The sequence below is a fragment of the Pseudomonas sp. SB113 genome, assembly GCF_040754745.1.
GTDB lineage: Bacteria > Pseudomonadota > Gammaproteobacteria > Pseudomonadales > Pseudomonadaceae > Aquipseudomonas > Aquipseudomonas grimontii.
This window is the reverse complement of sequence record NZ_JBFMHW010000011.1, coordinates 40,445-55,864: the sequence shown is the minus strand read 5'-3', so window position 1 is coordinate 55,864 and position 15,420 is coordinate 40,445. Positions and strand designations below refer to the sequence as shown.

The window sequence follows — 15,420 nt, the reverse complement described above, 5'->3', positions numbered from 1 at the left end:
TCAGTAGGTCGCGGATTATAACGATGGTTTCTCCACTGTGCTATCCGAAAAATCCTCAACGTTCATACGAAGGAAGGTAGCAGCAAAAAGCTCGGGCGGTAGAGGCAGGCTGACGATGTAGCCCTGCATCTGTTCGCAGCCCTCAGCGGCCAGGAACGCTTGCTGTGCGGAGTTCTCCACGCCTTCTGCGATGATGGTGAATTGCATGCTGTGGCCCAGGGCGATGATGGCGCGCACGATGGCGGCGTCGTGGGGGTCGTCGGGTAGGCCGCGGACGAAGGATTGGTCGATCTTCAGGAAATCCAGCGGCAGGCGCTTGAGATAACTGAGGGACGAATAGCCGGTGCCGAAGTCGTCGATCGCCAACTGCACGCCCAGGTGTTTGAGTTCGTGCAGGACTGCCAACGCTTCTTCGGCTTGGCTCATGATGAAGTTTTCAGTGATCTCCAGTTGCAGGCAGCCCGGTTCAAGACTGTAGTCACGCAATAGCTGTTCGATGCGATCCAGTAAACCAGGGTGGCGCAGTTGTGCGCCGGCAAGGTTGACCGATAGCGGGCCGAAGTCATCGAAAGTGGTTTGCCAGGTGTGCATTTGCAAGCAGGCCTGCTCCAGGACCCAGTCGCCAATCTGCAGGATCATGCCGTTCTCTTCGGCCAGGGCGATAAAGTGTTCGGGCGGGACATCGCCAAAGGTGGGGTGGTGCCAGCGGATCAGGGCTTCGGCGCCGATCAATTCTTGTGTCAACAGGCTCAGTTTTGGCTGGTAATACAGGCTTAGCTCATCACGTTCGATGGCACGCCGCAGTTCGTGCTCCAGTGCCACGCGCTCGTTGGCCTGGGCTGTCAGATCGCGGGTGTAACTTTCGACCCGGTTACGGCCCTTGGCCTTGGAACGGTACATCGCGGCGTCGGCGTTCTTGACCAGGGTGGCAACGTCGGTACCGTCCTGGGGGTACAGGCTGGTGCCGATGCTGGCGCTGATGAAGAACTCGTGTTCGCCGGCCTGGAACGGCGGGGTGAAGCAGGCCAGCAGTTTATTGGCCAGTTGCTCGGCGTCGCTGGCGTGTTGCAGGCCGGGTAGCAGAATGATGAATTCATCGCCGCCCAGGCGTGCGACGGTGTCGATGTCACGCAGTTGCTCTTTGAGGCGTACGGCGATGTCTTTGAGCAGCAGGTCGCCGACCGGGTGGCCGAGGCTGTCGTTGATGTGTTTGAAGCGGTCCAGGTCGAGAAACAGCACCGCGCCTTGTTTACCGGTTTCCTGATGGCCGTTGAGGGCCGCCTGCAACCGACTTTCAAACAGCGTGCGGTTCGGCAGGCCGGTCAGCGGGTCGTGGTGCGCCTGATAGTCGAGCCGCGCCTGGGCCAGCTTGAGGCTGGAGATGTCGGCAAACACCGCGACAAAATGCGTGATCAACTGATCGCCGTTGCGCACGGCGCTGATGGTCAGCCAGCTGGGGTACAACTCGCCGTTCTTGCGGCGGTTGGAGATCTCGCCCTGCCAATGACCTTGGGCCGTCAGTTGGTGCCACATTGCGGCGTAGAAGGCGCTGTCATGCAGGCCGGAGGCGAGCAGGCGCGGTGTCTGGCCAAGGGCTTCGGCTTCACTGTAGCCGGTGATCTCACTGAAGGCGCGGTTCACGGCACTGATGTTCTGGCGGGTGTCGGTGATCAATACGCCCTCGGCGGTACTCTCGAATACCGTGGCGGCCTGTTGCAGTTTTTCCTGCATCAGCTGGCGCTCGGTGATGTCCCGGGCGATGGTGAGCATGCAGTCGTCGTCGCCGATGGGCAGTGGCCGGCTGGATAATTCACACAGACGGATTTGGCCATCCTTACGGCGTATATGGCAGATGAAGTCACGCACAAAACCATCTCGTTGCATCAACTCCAGCATGTGTTTGCGTTCGTTGAGGTCGACCCAGATGCCCAGCTCCAGGGTTGATTGGTCGATGGATGTCGCACTGGTGAAGCCGGTGATGCGACTGAAACCATCATTCACTTCAATCAGCAGGCCATCACTCTGGCGGCTCAGGAGCAAGCCGTCGGGAGAGGCGTGGAAGGCCTTGGCGAATTTTTCTTCGGAGGTTTGCAGTTGTTGCCGGGTTTCCTTGAGCTGGGTGATGTCGCGTACCACCACCACAATGGCTTCAATGGTGTCGAGTTGAAACGGTTCGGCGGAAATCAGCCCGGTAAAGGCCTGGCCATTGCTGCGCAGAAAGGGCATTTCCAGGTTGCGAATGCTGGTGGTCTGCACCCGTTGCAACAGGTCCGGGCCGACGCCTGGGATGCCCCATATATTCAGGGCGGTAGCGGTTTTTCCGATCACGTCTTCGGCCTTCAAGCCCACTTGATCCTCAAACGCTTTGTTGACTTCCAGCAGGCAGCCATCGGACAGCCGTGCGATCACCAGGATGTCCGGGCATTGCTGGAACACGGAGGCAAACTTTTGCTCGGAAAGCTGCAGCGCCTCTTCAGTGCGTTTGGCTTCGCTGATGTCGATCATCAAGCCCCGCAGCACCGGCTCATGGCCGTGCTCGATCAGGCTGACAATGTCACGCACCCACAGGCAGCGGCCGTCGGCGGTGATCACGCGATAATCGACGCTGTGATCGCGGTTGGCGCGGGTTTCGCGGTAGCAGTACGTTTCGGCACGCAGCAGGTCGGCGGGGTGGATGATGTTGCGCCAGAAGCCTGGAATCAGCCAGTGAGCGCGAGGATAGCCGAGTAGATCCTCGGCATGAGGCGAAACATAGCTGTAGGTGAAATCGGTAACGCTGGCTTCCCAGGCGATGGCAGACAGGCTCTCCACCAGGCCGCGATAGTGGTATTCGCTGCTGCGCAGTTCCTGCTCGAGGGCGACGCGGCGGGAAATTTCCGAGCTGAGCCGGCGATTTATCCGAATAACGATGGCCAATATGGTGCTCAATAACAGGACAGTGGGCAGGCCGTACTTCAGCAAGTCCGTCCAGAACGTACGGTGGTCGGTGAGGCTGCCCACCCAGTGTTGCTGGATGGCTTCGGTTTCGTCCGGGCTGAGGTCAGCAAGAACCTTGTCCAGGATGCCCACCAGCATTTTGTTGTCGCGTGGTACACCCATTGCCAATTGATAGCGATAAGGCGTTTCGCCACTTACGTACAGGCCATCGAGCTTGAGCTGACGCAGGCTCCAGACGCTCGAAGCGAGGTCGCCTACCACGGCGTCGACTTCGTCGGTGGCCAGCGCCTGCAGCGTCGAACTGACATTCGGCATGGCCACCAGGTTGAGGTCTGGATGGTGGGTACGTAGCAGTTCATGGGGGGCATAATTTTCCACCACGGCAATCTTCAACCCATACAGGTCATTGAGGTTGCGTGGCTTGGCGCCGCCTTCATGGGCGAGGATGACAATAGGGAAGTCCAGGTAAGGGCGTGTGAATGCCATGAAGCCCTGGCGCTCGGGGGTCGACATGATGCCCGGCAGCAGGTCGAGTTGGTTGTGGCGTGCCTGCTCCAGTACCGCGCTCCAATTGACCGGCTCGATCAGTTTGATCCTGACGCCCAGGCGCTCCTGGATCAGGCGCACGTAGTCCGCCGCCAAGCCTTGGTAGCGGCCTTCTTCATCACGGTATTCGAAGGGTGGCCACGAGGCGTCCACCCCCAGGCGCAACTCCTGATGGTCCGCCAGCCAGGCACGCTCGTCATCGCTAAGAGTCAACGCGCCAGCCGTTGCGGTCCAGGTCAGCAGCGACAGCAGTATCACGGTCGGCAATCTGGGCATAACGGTCTCGTTATGGCACGGGGAATGTTTCGAGTGTAGACGGGCATTGCGGGGGAGGGGCGTAGCGGGGAATTTTATCGATAGAAAGCAAAACCCCCGGCCTGGGCCGGGGGTTCTGGTGTCACTCGTCGAGGAAGGAGCGCAGATGCTCGCTTCGCGTCGGGTGGCGCAACTTGCGCAACGCCTTGGCTTCGATCTGACGGATCCGCTCGCGGGTCACGTCAAACTGCTTACCGACTTCCTCAAGGGTGTGGTCGGTATTCATGTCGATGCCGAAACGCATGCGCAGTACCTTGGCTTCACGGGCAGTGAGGCCGGACAGTACGTCGCGGGTCGCTTCTTTAAGGCTCTCAACAGTGGCGACATCGATTGGCGACTGCATGGTCGAGTCTTCGATGAAGTCACCCAGGTGGGAGTCTTCGTCATCACCGATCGGGGTTTCCATGGAGATCGGCTCTTTAGCGATCTTCAATACCTTGCGGATTTTATCCTCAGGCATTTCCATGCGTTCGCCCAGCTCTTCCGGGGTCGGTTCGCGACCCATTTCCTGCAACATCTGCCGGGAAATACGGTTGAGCTTGTTGATCGTCTCGATCATGTGCACCGGAATACGGATGGTGCGGGCCTGGTCGGCGATCGAGCGAGTGATCGCCTGACGGATCCACCAGGTGGCATAAGTCGAGAATTTGTAGCCGCGACGGTATTCGAACTTGTCCACAGCCTTCATCAAGCCGATGTTGCCTTCCTGGATCAGATCGAGGAACTGCAGGCCACGGTTGGTGTACTTCTTGGCGATGGAGATCACCAGACGCAAGTTCGCTTCAACCATCTCTTTCTTCGCGCGGCGGGCCTTGGCCTCACCGATCGACATGCGACGGTTGATGTCCTTGATCTCGGCAATCGTCAGACCGGTTTCGGTCTCAAGTGCGGTCAGCTTCTGCTGGCAACGGATGATGTCCGGCTGCAGGCGACCAATGGCTTCAGCGTACTTCGCCTTGCCTTTGGCCAGGGCGTCGCTCCAGCTTTCGTCAACTTCGTGGCCAGGGAACTGGCGCAGGAAGTCGGTACGCGGCATGCGCGCATCACGGACACAGAGCTGCATGATCGCACGCTCTTGTGCACGCAGACGCTCAAGGGCGCTACGAACGCGTTCAACCAGGCCTTCGAATTGCTTCGGTACCAGCTTGATCGGCATGAACAGCTCAGCCAGCGCCAGCAGCTCGGCAATTGCCAGCTTGTTGGAGCGACCGTGCTTTTTCAGGGCCTTGCGGGTGATTTCCATTTGATCGGAAACCGCACCGAAACGCTGGGCAGCAATGATCGGGTCTGGGCCGCTTTCGACTTCGTCTTCATCGTCGGTGCTGGCTTCAGCATCGTCGTCTTCGGTGTCATCGTCCGCTTTCGCGGCTTTGGCATCGACAGGCGGCGGTACTTCGGCAGCAGGCGGCGCGATGCCGTCGTCCGGGTCGATATAACCGCTCAGGACGTCGGACAGGCGGCCACCTTCGGTGGTGACGCGAGTGTACTCGGAGAGAATGTGGTCAACCGTGCCAGGGAAGTGCGCGATTGCGCCCATCACTTCACGGATGCCCTCTTCGATACGCTTGGCGATTTCGATTTCGCCTTCCCGTGTCAGCAACTCGACAGTACCCATTTCACGCATATACATGCGCACAGGGTCAGTCGTGCGACCGATGTCGGTCTCCACCGCGGCCAACGCGGCAGCGGCTTCTTCAGCGGCTGCCTCGTCGGTATCGGCGTCGGCCAACATAAGGGCGTCCGCATCCGGAGCACTCTCGTGTACGGGGATCCCCATGTCATTAATCATGCGGATGATGTCTTCCACCTGCTCAGGATCTGAAATATCCTCAGGCAGGTGATCGTTGACCTCTGCGTAAGTCAGATACTTCTGCTCACGACCAAGGGTGATCAACTCTTTGATACGAGACTGCTGTTGCGCTTTTCCGGACATAACACCCTATCCACTGAAGGTCTTGGCGGGCAAAAAACAAGCCGAGGATTATACCCGAGCTATGACCTCACACGCCAGCTGAGGTCGGGTTTGATGCGGAAACATTCTGTTTTAAGAGGTCGCGCATCTGTTTTGCTATCTGAATTTGCTCTTCAGCCGATAATCCCGGCTGTCTTGCTCTCTTGATGAGTTCATCGAGGGTCTGCGTGTGCTGACCCGCAGATAACCTAGTAATGGTGTCTAAAAACTGTTGTTCAAGGTTATCGCCGTCAATTAGCCACTCCTTTTCCGCGAGTGCTTTCAATAAGCGACCTTGTTCTGTGCCATGCCAACGAGCCATCAGCTGAATTGAGTTTAGCTTAGGATTTTTCTGCACCGCCTCGATCAGCGCGATCAGCACTTGAGCGTAAGTGTTGCTCGCGTTGGCAAAGTGGTCAGCGCTTTCAACCTTGCTCGCCAGTTGTGGGTGGTGGATAAGCGTGCGCAGGGCAATCAACGTGGGAGCTTCGACGGCGACCGGCGTGCGAGGGGCGTAGGCCTCATCGCGATCACCGCGCTTGCCGTTTTTGCTCCAGGGTTTTTTGTCCCATTTCTTGCCGCCGGCACCGGGTTTCTTCGGCGTCCATTCCTGTTGGGGCGCGTACGCCTCCTGGGGTTGATGGAAGTCGGCGTAGTCCGGCATGGCGTCATAATCCATGCCTGGGTCGTAGGTCGGCGGCGCGTCCTGCGGCGCGCTGTGCACCAGCTGGCTGACGGCTTCGCCACTCAGCCCGGTAATTTCCAGCAGGCGTTGGCGCATCAGGGTGCGCAGGTTTGCGCCTGGAACCTTGTCGATCAATGGCGCCGCGAGGGTGGCCATATGGGCCTTGCCTTCGAGGGAGCGCGGATCGGCCTCTTCGGTCAGTTGCTGGAAGAAATAATCCGCCAACGGCTGCGCATGTTGATTGATGCGCGCGCGGAATGCGTCGGTGCCTTCGGAGCGCACCAGGGTATCAGGGTCTTCACCTTCAGGCAGGAACAGAAAGCGCGCGCGGCGCCCATCCTGCAGGCTCGACAGCGTGGCTTCGAGTGCGCGCCAAGCAGCGTTGCGGCCGGCCTGGTCGCCGTCGAAACAGAACAGCACACTCGGCACTACGCGAAACAGGCGCTTCAAGTGTTCTTCGCTGGTGGCGGTGCCAAGGGTGGCCACCGCGTTGCGCAACCCCTGCTGGGCCAGGGCGATCACGTCCATATAGCCTTCGACCACGATGATTTCATCGAGGTTTCGATTGTTCTTGCGCGCCTCGAACAGGCCGTAGAGTTCCTGGCCCTTGTGGAATACCGGGGTTTCCGGGGAGTTCAGGTACTTGGGCTTGTCATCCCCCAGCACCCGGCCGCCGAAGGCGATGATGCGACCACGGCTGTCGCGGATCGGGAACATCACGCGGTCGCGGAAGCGGTCGTAGCGCTTGCCGGTCTCGGCGTTCTCAACCAGAAGGCCGGCGTCGATCATGGCCTTTTGCTGCAGGGTGTCGCTGCTCAGGTGTTTGTACAGATTGTCCCAGCCGGGTGGGGCGAAGCCGAGGCCGAAGTCGCGAGCGATTTCGCCGGTCAGGCCGCGACCCTTCAGGTAGTCAACGGCGGCCTTGCGCTGCGGATGGCTTTTAAGTGCCTGACGGTAAAAGTCGGCAGCGGCGGTCAGCAGCGGGTACAGCGGCGAGTCGGTGGGTTGCCGTGGTTTATGCGGACGGCCACTTTCTTCGCGGGGGACTTCCATGCCGGCGGCTTTCGCCAGGTCCTCGATAGCCTGGGGGAAGTCCAGGTTGTCGTGGTCCATCAGGAAGCCGAGGGCGTTGCCGCCTGCGCCGCAGCCGAAGCAGTAGTAGAACTGCTTGTCCGGGCTGACGCTGAATGACGGGGTCTTTTCCTTGTGGAACGGGCAGCAGGCTGTGTAGTTTTTGCCGGCTTTCTTCAATTGCAGGCGCGAGCTGACAACATCGACGATGTCGGTGCGGTTCAGAAGGTCGTCAATAAAGCTCTGGGGAATCAGCCCGGCCATGGCGTTCTCGTCATCACTGCGTGTAAATGAGTGCCCGTGAAATGCTCAAGCGCACGTATCGAATGGCTCGACCATCAATCGTCTGCTTGGGCTGTCAGGAAGTGTATCTGCCGAACATTCACTGACGTTAGTTTCAATCAGTTTTTCGGCGTAGAAATGTTGCCCTGGAGTCCGGCGTTGGCCAGTGGTGGCCTCGGATGCTCGTCGGTGGGCACAGCCGATACAGTTGATCGCCTGCTTATAAAATGAGTGTGCTCGTCAGTAGCCTTGTTAGGCTCGTCAGAAGAGACGTGCACCGCTGGCAAAAGAGCCAGTCCTGACGTTTGAAGCAGGTGTATCAGTCGCGTGTGCGGCGTCAACGATGAAGCATCAAGCGATATCCGCAAATGCCAACAGCCCGGCTGAGGGCCGGGCTTGGCAGAAGCTTGCTACGAACGTCTGTGTATTAGTACAGACGAACGGCGCGGCGCTGTTCGCGCTGAACTTTCTTGGCGTGACGCTTAACAGCGGCTGCTGCTTTACGCTTACGCTCAGAAGTTGGCTTCTCATAAAATTCGCGGCTACGAACTTCAGCCAGAACACCGGCTTTTTCGCAGGAGCGCTTGAAACGACGCAGAGCTACGTCGAAGGGTTCGTTCTCTTTTACTTTGACGGCTGGCATCCAGAGCTACCTTCTTTCATTACCGGGAATCAACGTTCTCGTCGCAAAAAATTCGCGGCTGAGGTCGTCGGTTTTTAAGGGTTGCGGATGTTAACCCCTCATTGGCAGGAATGCAAAGCCTCTGATCGAAAACCGCTAGTCGGGAGGGGGAGTGGCGACTATTATGCGCGCCTTCGAATTCAGCCTCTACAAGGCGCAAACCCATGCTAGTACTGGGACTTGAAACCTCCTGCGACGAAACCGGTGTCGCACTTTACGACAGTGAACGCGGGCTTTTGGCCGATGCACTGTTCAGTCAGATCGACTTGCATCGAGCCTATGGCGGCGTTGTGCCGGAGCTGGCCAGTCGTGATCACGTCAAACGGATGCTGCCGTTGATTCGCCAAGTGTTGGACGAGGCCGGTTGCGTGCCGACCGAGATCGATGCGATTGCCTATACGGCAGGACCCGGATTGGTCGGAGCCCTTCTGGTTGGCGCCTCTTGCGCTCAGGCGCTGGCTTTTGCCTGGGATATTCCGGCCCTCGGCGTGCACCATATGGAAGGCCATTTACTGGCGCCGATGCTGGAAGAAAACCCGCCGCAGTTCCCGTTCGTCGCTTTGTTGGTTTCGGGCGGGCATACGCAGCTGGTTCAGGTCGACGGAATCGGTCAATACACGCTTTTGGGTGAGTCCTTGGACGACGCCGCCGGCGAAGCTTTCGACAAGACCGCGAAGATGATGGGCCTCAATTACCCGGGTGGTCCTGAAATCGCCCGCCTCGCCGAAAAAGGCGTGGTCGGCCGCTACACCTTCCCGCGCCCGATGTGCGATCGCCCTGGCCTGATGTTCAGCTTCAGCGGCTTGAAAACCTCCGCATTGAATACCTGGCAGCACAGCGTCAGCGCCGGGGACGACAGTGAGCAAGCCCGTTGCGACATCGCGCTGGCGTTCCAGCAGGCCGTGGTGGAGACTTTGACCATAAAGTGCAAGCGCGCCCTGAAACAGGCGGGCATGAAGCGCCTGGTGATCGCAGGCGGTGTCAGCGCCAACAAGGCATTGCGCAGCTCATTGGAGAAGATGCTCGGTGATATGAAGGGGGATGTGTTCTATGCCCGTCCTGAGTTCTGCACCGACAACGGCGCGATGATCGCCTATGCCGGTTGTCAGCGCCTGCAGGCGGGGCAGCACGAAAGCCTGGCGATCAGCGTGCAGGCGCGCTGGCCGATGGAGCAACTGCCGCCCTTGTAAATGCGCAACCTGAATCGGGCTCATTGACGGTATTTAAAAATGCCGTTCGCGCCCGGCAAACAGGTCGCGTAAATTGCCCCGGTGTCGCCAGACGATCAGCAGTGTCAGCACGCTCATCGGCAGCAGCGCCGCCGGCTCTTGCCAGGCCAGCAATGGCAGGGTGAGCGGCGTGGCGATCAGCGCAGCCAGCGAGCTGGTGCGGGTCAGGTAGAACGTCAGCAGCCAGGCGAGCACGGCCAGCAACGCTGCCGGCGGGTAGATTCCCAGCAGCATGCCGGCTGCCGTGGCGACACCTTTGCCACCGCGAAAGCGGAAGTACAGGGGGAACAAATGGCCGAGGACGGCGCACACGCCCACCCAGGCCTGCTGCTGCAGGGTCAGGCCGGCGAGGTTGGCGATCAGTACGGGCAACAGGCCCTTGCATAGGTCGCCCAGCAGCGTCAGTACGGCGAGCTTCTTGCCGGCCAGGCGCAACATATTGGTGGCGCCGGCATTGCCGGAGCCACTCATTCGCGGGTCGGGATTTCCCGTCAGGCGGCTGAGCAAAATGGCGAAGGACAGCGAGCCGAGCAGGTAGGCGATAATCGCCAGTGACCAAAACATGCTAACTATTCCGGGCGAGGACGCCCTGATTCTAACGGGGCATCGCGCCCTTGTCGTGCTGCGGAGAAGAGCTTGGACAGAGTGTTTATCGAAGGCCTGGAAGTCGACACCGTGATTGGGGCCTACGACTGGGAGCGCGGGATCCGCCAATGCCTGCGCCTGGACCTGAGCTTCGCGTGGGATAACCGCCCGGCTGCGGCCGGTGACGACCTGACCCTGGCGCTGGATTACGCCAGCGTGTCCGCGCGTATCCAGGCCTTTGCCGAGCAGTCCCAGTACCAACTGGTGGAGACCTTTGCCGAACGCCTGGCCGAAGTGCTGATGAGCGAGTTCCAGATTCCCTGGTTGCACCTCAAGCTGACCAAGCCCGGCGCAGTACCGGCTGCCAAGGGTGTGGGCGTGGAGATTGAGCGCGGATGTCGCTAACTCAGGTTTACCTTGGCCTCGGTAGCAATATCGAGCGCGAGTCCCATCTGTGCGCCGGGCTCGACGCGTTGGCGAGTTTTCTGACGGATATGCGCTGCTCGGCGGTGTTCGAAAGCCAGCCGGTGGGCATAAAAAGCGGGCCGTTCTTCAATCTGGTGGTGTCGGCCTATACCGACTTGCCATTGATGGAGTTGGATCGCCGGCTGAAATTCATCGAAGCCGAAAACGGTCGCTATGCGCCGGACCGCAAAGGCTTGCCGCTGGATATCGACGTGCTGCTGTACGGCGAGTTGGTGGGTAACTTCGATGGTTTGATCTTGCCGCGGGTAGAGATCCTGAAAAATGCCTTTGTGTTGTGGCCGCTGTCGATGATGGCGCCGGATCGCTTGCACCCTGAAGCGGGCAAGACAATGGCTGCGCTGTGGCGTGATGCTCGGATTGATCAGGTGCTGGCGCCTGTCAGGTTTGAATGGCAGGGCCGGCAACTCACCCCGAACTCGCTCCTGTAGGAGTGAGCTTGCTCGCGAAAAAACTGAGAGCGCTGCGTTATCGTCGACGTTCCTCGCGAGCAAGCTCGGCTCCTACAAGGGCTTGTGTTGTTCCTTGTAGGCTTTGAGTGCCTTGAGCCGTTCATGCTTGAGCGCTTCGCCCAGCGCCGGTCCCTTGAATCCTTTCTCAAGCAGTGGCGCAACGGCAACCTCGCGCGCTGCTTTTGCTGCGCCACGCAAGTAATCCGCCTGTGGGTAACTTCTTTGCTCCAGCCCCTTGCGGCCCCGGGCATCCATTTCGCAGGCGACCACAAACTCCTCAAAGCGCTGTGGCCGACGATACACATCAAAACTTTGCAGCAACTCCAGCAGCGTCGAGGCTTTCAGCTCCAGCGCACGATGGCCGTGGGTGTGATACTGACCCACCAACAGCGCCAATTCCTGGCAATCCCTTGGCACTTTGAAGCGTTCATTGACGGCCTTGATCAGCTCCAGGCCTCGGTGCTCATGACCGATGTGCTGCGGTAACTTATCCACAGGCGTCAGACCTTTGCCAAGGTCATGCAGCAGGCAGGCCCAGCGCACCGTCAGTGGCTCTTTGTGCAAGGCGGCTTGTTCCAACACGCTCAATGTGTGCACGCCAGTATCTATTTCGGGGTGATGGGCCGCGGGTTGGGGCACGCCGAAGAGTGCGTCCACTTCCGGCATTAAGGTTTTCAGCGCATTGCAGTCTCGAAGTACTTGGATAAACACCTGGGGCTGATCTTCCATCAGCGCCCGGGAGATCTCTTTCCAGCTACGCTCCGGCGTCAGGGCCTCCAATTCGCCGGACTCGCTGAGTTGACTCATCAGCTCCAGCGTCTCCGGCGCCACCGTGAAACCCAGGTGCGCATAGCGTGCGGCAAAGCGCGCAACACGCAACACTCGTAGGGGATCTTCGGCGAACGCGGGCGAAACATGGCGAAGTATGCGGGATTCCAGGTCGCGCTGGCCGTGATAAGGGTCGGTCAGGTTGCCGTCATCGTCTTGCGCCATGGCGTTGATGGTCAGGTCGCGCCGGATCAGGTCTTCTTCCAGCGTAACCTCGGGGCTGGCGTGAAACACAAAACCACCGTAACCCCGGCCACTCTTGCGCTCGGTGCGGGCCAGGGCGTACTCATCGCCGTTTTTCGGGTCCAGAAACACCGGGAAGTCCGAACCCACTGGCTTGAAGCCCTTGGCGAGCATCTCTTCGGTACTCGCGCCGACGACCACGCGGTCGATATCGGTGACCTTGATGCCCAGCAAGCGGTCACGCACAGCGCCGCCGACTTTGTAGATTTTCATGAAAAAGCCTCCATTAGCGGCACAGGATACCGCCTGTGCCTGGCCAATGGAGGCTTTGCTGTTTCAGAGGTGAACGACGGCCAGGTCCAGGCGGCCGTAGTCATTGTCGTTGTGATCGTTGCGCGGTGGCACATGGTGGGTCTTCATCACTTGGTCGCCTTGCAGGGTTTCCAGGTGGATGTCGAAGCCCCAAAGCCGATGCAGGTGCTTGAGTACTTCCTCGGTGGATTCGCCGAGGGGTTTACGGTCGTGCTGCTGGTGGCGCAGGGTCAGCGAGCGGTCGCCGCGCACATCAATGCTGTAGATCTGTACGTTCGGCTCGCGGTTGCCCAGGTTGTATTGCGCCGCCAGGGTTTCACGGATGGTGCGGTAGCCGGGTTCATCGTGGATGGCCGGCACCACCAAATCGTCCTTGAGGTCATCATCCAGGATGCTGAACAGCTTGAGGTCGCGGATCACCTTGGGTGAGAGGTACTGCAGGATAAAGCTCTCATCCTTGAAGCTGCTCATGGCGAACTTGATGGTCGATAGCCAGTCACTGCCGGCGATTTCCGGGAACCAGTGGCGGTCCTCATCGGTGGGGTGTTCGCACATGCGCCGAATATCGCGGTACATGGCAAAACCCAGCGCATAAGGGTTGATCCCGCTGTAATACGGGCTGTCGAAGCCGGGTTGGAACACCACGCTGGTGTGGGACGTCAGGAACTCCATCATGAAGCCGTCGGTGACCAGGCCTTCGTCGTACAGGTCGTTCATCAGTGTGTAGTGCCAGAACGTTGCCCAGCCTTCGTTCATCACCTGGGTCTGGCGCTGTGGATAAAAGTACTGGGCGATCTTGCGTACGATACGCACGATTTCCCGTTGCCACGGCTCCAGCAGCGGTGCGTGCTTTTCCAGAAAATACAGGATGTTTTCCTGGGGTTCAGCGGGGAAGCGCGCGTTGTCCTTGTCGCTGTTCTTGCCGGCGCGTTTGGGAATGGTGCGCCACAGGTCGTTGATCTGCTTCTGCAGGTGCTCTTCGCGCTCCTTCTGGCGCAGGCGCTCTTCCTCGGCAGAAATAGGGTACGGGCGCTTGTAGCGGTCGACGCCATAGTTCATCAGGGCATGGCAGGAGTCGAGCAAGTCTTCCACGGCGTCGATACCGTGGCGCTCCTCGCACTGCATGATGTACTGCTTGGCGAACACCAGGTAGTCGATGATCGAACTGGCATCGGTCCAGGTGCGGAACAGGTAGTTGCCCTTGAAGAAGCTGTTGTGCCCATAACAGGCATGAGCCACCACCAGCGCCTGCATGCAGATGGTGTTTTCTTCCATGAGGTAGGCGATGCACGGGTCGGAGTTGATCACGATCTCGTAGGCCAGGCCCATCTGGCCGCGAGTGTAGGACTTTTCGGTACTGAGGAAGTGTTTGCCGTACGACCAGTGGTGGTAACCCAGGGGCATGCCGACGGAGGCATAGGCATCCATCATCTGTTCGGCCGTGATCACTTCGATCTGGTTGGGGTAGGTGTCCAGGGCATAACCCGCCGCGATGCGGCTGATTTCCCGGTCATAAGCCTGGATCAGTTCAAAGGTCCACTCGGAACCGGTGGAAATGGGTTGGCGCTTAGTCTCTTTTTTGGCGGTCATGTCACTAACCTGCGCTGGAAGAGTTCACGGAAGACCGGATAGATATCGCCGGCCGAGACCAGTTGCTGTTGGGCGAACGTGTCGGCAAAGGCTTCGCCGATGCGCTCGTATTCGAACCACAGGGCCTGGTGCTCACGGGGGGTGATTTCGACGTAAGTGTAGTACTGCACAAACGGCATGATGTGGTTGATCAGAATGTCGCGGCAGATCGGCGAATCGTCGTTCCAGTTGTCGCCGTCGGAGGCCTGGGCCGCGTAGATATTCCACTCGTTGGCCGGGTAACGCTCGGCCATGATCTCCTGCATCAGCTTCAAGGCGCTGGACACGATGGTGCCGCCGGTTTCCCTCGAGTAGAAGAACTCCTCCTCATCCACTTCCCGTGCGCTGGTGTGGTGGCGGATGAAGACCACGTCGATCTTGTCGTAGTTCCGCTTCAGAAACAGGTACAGCAGGATAAAGAAACGCTTGGCGATGTCCTTGGTCGCCTGGGTCATCGAGCCGGACACGTCCATCAGGCAAAACATCACGGCTTTGGAGCTGGGGTTGGGCTGCTTGACCAGCAGGTTGTACTTGAGGTCAAAGGTATCGAGGAACGGCACACGGTGGATGCGCGCGCTGAGTTTCTCTATTTCTGCCTCGATTTCCTGGATATCGCCGAAGTTATCCGGTTCTTCGCGCTTTAAGCGCGCCAACTCTTCCTTTGCCGTCCTCAATTTGGCGCGGCTGCTGCCCGAGAGGGCAATGCGCCGCGCATGGGCCGAGCGCAACGTGCGGATGATGTTGATTCGAGAGGGGTTGCCTTCGTTGCTGATCCCCGCCCGTACGGTCTTGAAGGTATCGGTGCCGGTCAGGTTACGCTTGACCAGGTTGGGCAGTTCCAGGTCTTCGAACATGAACTCGAGGAATTCTTCCTGGGTGATCTGGAATACGAACTCGTCCATGCCTTCGCCGGAGTTGCCAGCCTTGCCTGGGCCTTTGCCGCCGCCACCGCCCTGCGGGCGCTGGATATGCTCGCCGGTAGTGAACTCTTTGTTGCCTGGGTGCACGACGGTCTGCTTGCCGCCCCGACCATGGTGCAGCACCGGTTCGTCGATGTCGCGTCCGGGAATGCTGATTTGTTCGCCATGCTCCATGTCTGTGATGGAGCGGCGGCTGACGGCCTCTTCAACGGCCTTTTTGATGTGGTCACGGTAACGCCGCAGGAAACGCTGGCGGTTTACCGTGCTCTTGTTCTTGCCATTGAGGCGTCGGTCGATCACATAGCTCATGGGGCCCCTCCGGGGAGCTTC

At 59.3% G+C, this 15,420-nt stretch carries 11 protein-coding genes; 3 read left to right on the top strand and 8 right to left on the bottom strand.

Translation table 11 applies throughout. The features are described from left to right. Positions 1-15: 15 nt before the first annotated feature. The 4 genes from AB1462_RS16155 to rpsU all read right to left on the bottom strand — a co-directional run bounded on the left by AB1462_RS16155 (position 16) and on the right by rpsU (position 8,430). Positions 16-3,759, bottom strand: a complete 3,744-nt coding sequence (locus tag AB1462_RS16155; protein ID WP_315335229.1) for an EAL domain-containing protein — start codon at positions 3,757-3,759, stop codon at positions 16-18. 121 nt (positions 3,760-3,880) lie between these two features. After that, the gene (rpoD, locus tag AB1462_RS16150) at positions 3,881-5,731 is read right to left on the bottom strand and encodes an RNA polymerase sigma factor RpoD (protein WP_027605925.1); all 1,851 of its coding nucleotides are present in this window, start codon (positions 5,729-5,731) and stop codon (positions 3,881-3,883) included. A 67-nt stretch (positions 5,732-5,798) separates the two neighbouring features. Next, entirely contained in the window at positions 5,799-7,769 is a 1,971-nt protein-coding gene (gene dnaG / locus AB1462_RS16145; RefSeq protein ID WP_367247291.1) for a DNA primase, read from the bottom strand. Positions 7,770-8,214: 445 nt separating this feature from the next. Then, positions 8,215-8,430 carry a 30S ribosomal protein S21 gene (gene rpsU, locus AB1462_RS16140; protein ID WP_002551877.1) on the bottom strand — a complete coding sequence of 72 codons (216 nt, stop codon included), beginning with the start codon at positions 8,428-8,430 and terminating at the stop codon, positions 8,215-8,217. Positions 8,431-8,633: 203 nt separating this feature from the next. On the opposite strand from rpsU, the gene tsaD reads away from it, so the two are divergent. Beyond that, positions 8,634-9,659, top strand: a complete 1,026-nt coding sequence (tsaD, locus tag AB1462_RS16135) for a tRNA (adenosine(37)-N6)-threonylcarbamoyltransferase complex transferase subunit TsaD (protein WP_090401800.1) — start codon at positions 8,634-8,636, stop codon at positions 9,657-9,659. Positions 9,660-9,692: 33 nt separating this feature from the next. Here the strand turns inward: tsaD and plsY are convergent, their stop codons facing one another. After that, positions 9,693-10,262, bottom strand: coding sequence for a glycerol-3-phosphate 1-O-acyltransferase PlsY (plsY, locus tag AB1462_RS16130; protein ID WP_090401801.1), 570 nt, complete (start codon positions 10,260-10,262; stop codon positions 9,693-9,695). 72 nt (positions 10,263-10,334) lie between these two features. Here plsY and folB point away from each other — a divergent pair, with 72 nt between their 5' ends. After that, on the top strand, positions 10,335-10,688 hold the full coding sequence (gene folB / locus AB1462_RS16125; RefSeq protein WP_015886183.1) for a dihydroneopterin aldolase: 354 nt from the start codon (positions 10,335-10,337) through the stop codon (positions 10,686-10,688). Continuing rightward, complete coding sequence (gene folK, locus AB1462_RS16120) at positions 10,679-11,197, top strand: 2-amino-4-hydroxy-6-hydroxymethyldihydropteridine diphosphokinase (RefSeq protein ID WP_367247289.1); 519 nt, start codon at positions 10,679-10,681, stop codon at positions 11,195-11,197. The genes folB and folK overlap by 10 nt, the downstream gene beginning before the upstream one ends. A 72-nt stretch (positions 11,198-11,269) precedes the next feature. Here the strand turns inward: folK and AB1462_RS16115 are convergent, their stop codons facing one another. The 3 genes from AB1462_RS16115 to AB1462_RS16105 form a co-directional block, all read right to left on the bottom strand. Then, positions 11,270-12,502 carry a multifunctional CCA addition/repair protein gene (locus AB1462_RS16115; protein ID WP_367247288.1) on the bottom strand — a complete coding sequence of 411 codons (1,233 nt, stop codon included), beginning with the start codon at positions 12,500-12,502 and terminating at the stop codon, positions 11,270-11,272. A gap of 63 nt (positions 12,503-12,565) precedes the next feature. Continuing rightward, positions 12,566-14,131, bottom strand: coding sequence for a SpoVR family protein (locus AB1462_RS16110; protein ID WP_090401805.1), 1,566 nt, complete (start codon positions 14,129-14,131; stop codon positions 12,566-12,568). Then, positions 14,128-15,399: a YeaH/YhbH family protein gene (locus AB1462_RS16105; protein WP_065925392.1), complete on the bottom strand. Its 1,272-nt coding sequence runs from the start codon at positions 15,397-15,399 to the stop codon at positions 14,128-14,130. Before AB1462_RS16105 ends, AB1462_RS16110 begins: the two co-directional genes overlap by 4 nt. Positions 15,400-15,420 lie beyond the last annotated feature (21 nt).

Excerpts from the sequence above, each read along its gene's own strand:
- AB1462_RS16155 (WP_315335229.1), bottom strand. The coding sequence starts at position 3,759 with ATGCCCAGATTGCCGACCGTGATACTGCTGTCGCTGCTGACCTGGACC.
- AB1462_RS16110 (WP_090401805.1), bottom strand. The coding sequence starts at position 14,131 with ATGACCGCCAAAAAAGAGACTAAGCGCCAACCCATTTCCACCGGTTCC.
- rpsU (WP_002551877.1), bottom strand. The coding sequence starts at position 8,430 with ATGCCAGCCGTCAAAGTAAAAGAGAACGAACCCTTCGACGTAGCTCTG.
- plsY (WP_090401801.1), bottom strand. The coding sequence starts at position 10,262 with ATGTTTTGGTCACTGGCGATTATCGCCTACCTGCTCGGCTCGCTGTCC.
- folK (WP_367247289.1), top strand. The coding sequence starts at position 10,679 with ATGTCGCTAACTCAGGTTTACCTTGGCCTCGGTAGCAATATCGAGCGC.
- AB1462_RS16105 (WP_065925392.1), bottom strand. The coding sequence starts at position 15,399 with ATGAGCTATGTGATCGACCGACGCCTCAATGGCAAGAACAAGAGCACG.
- tsaD (WP_090401800.1), top strand. The coding sequence starts at position 8,634 with ATGCTAGTACTGGGACTTGAAACCTCCTGCGACGAAACCGGTGTCGCA.
- dnaG (WP_367247291.1), bottom strand. The coding sequence starts at position 7,769 with ATGGCCGGGCTGATTCCCCAGAGCTTTATTGACGACCTTCTGAACCGC.
- rpoD (WP_027605925.1), bottom strand. The coding sequence starts at position 5,731 with ATGTCCGGAAAAGCGCAACAGCAGTCTCGTATCAAAGAGTTGATCACC.
- AB1462_RS16115 (WP_367247288.1), bottom strand. The coding sequence starts at position 12,502 with ATGAAAATCTACAAAGTCGGCGGCGCTGTGCGTGACCGCTTGCTGGGC.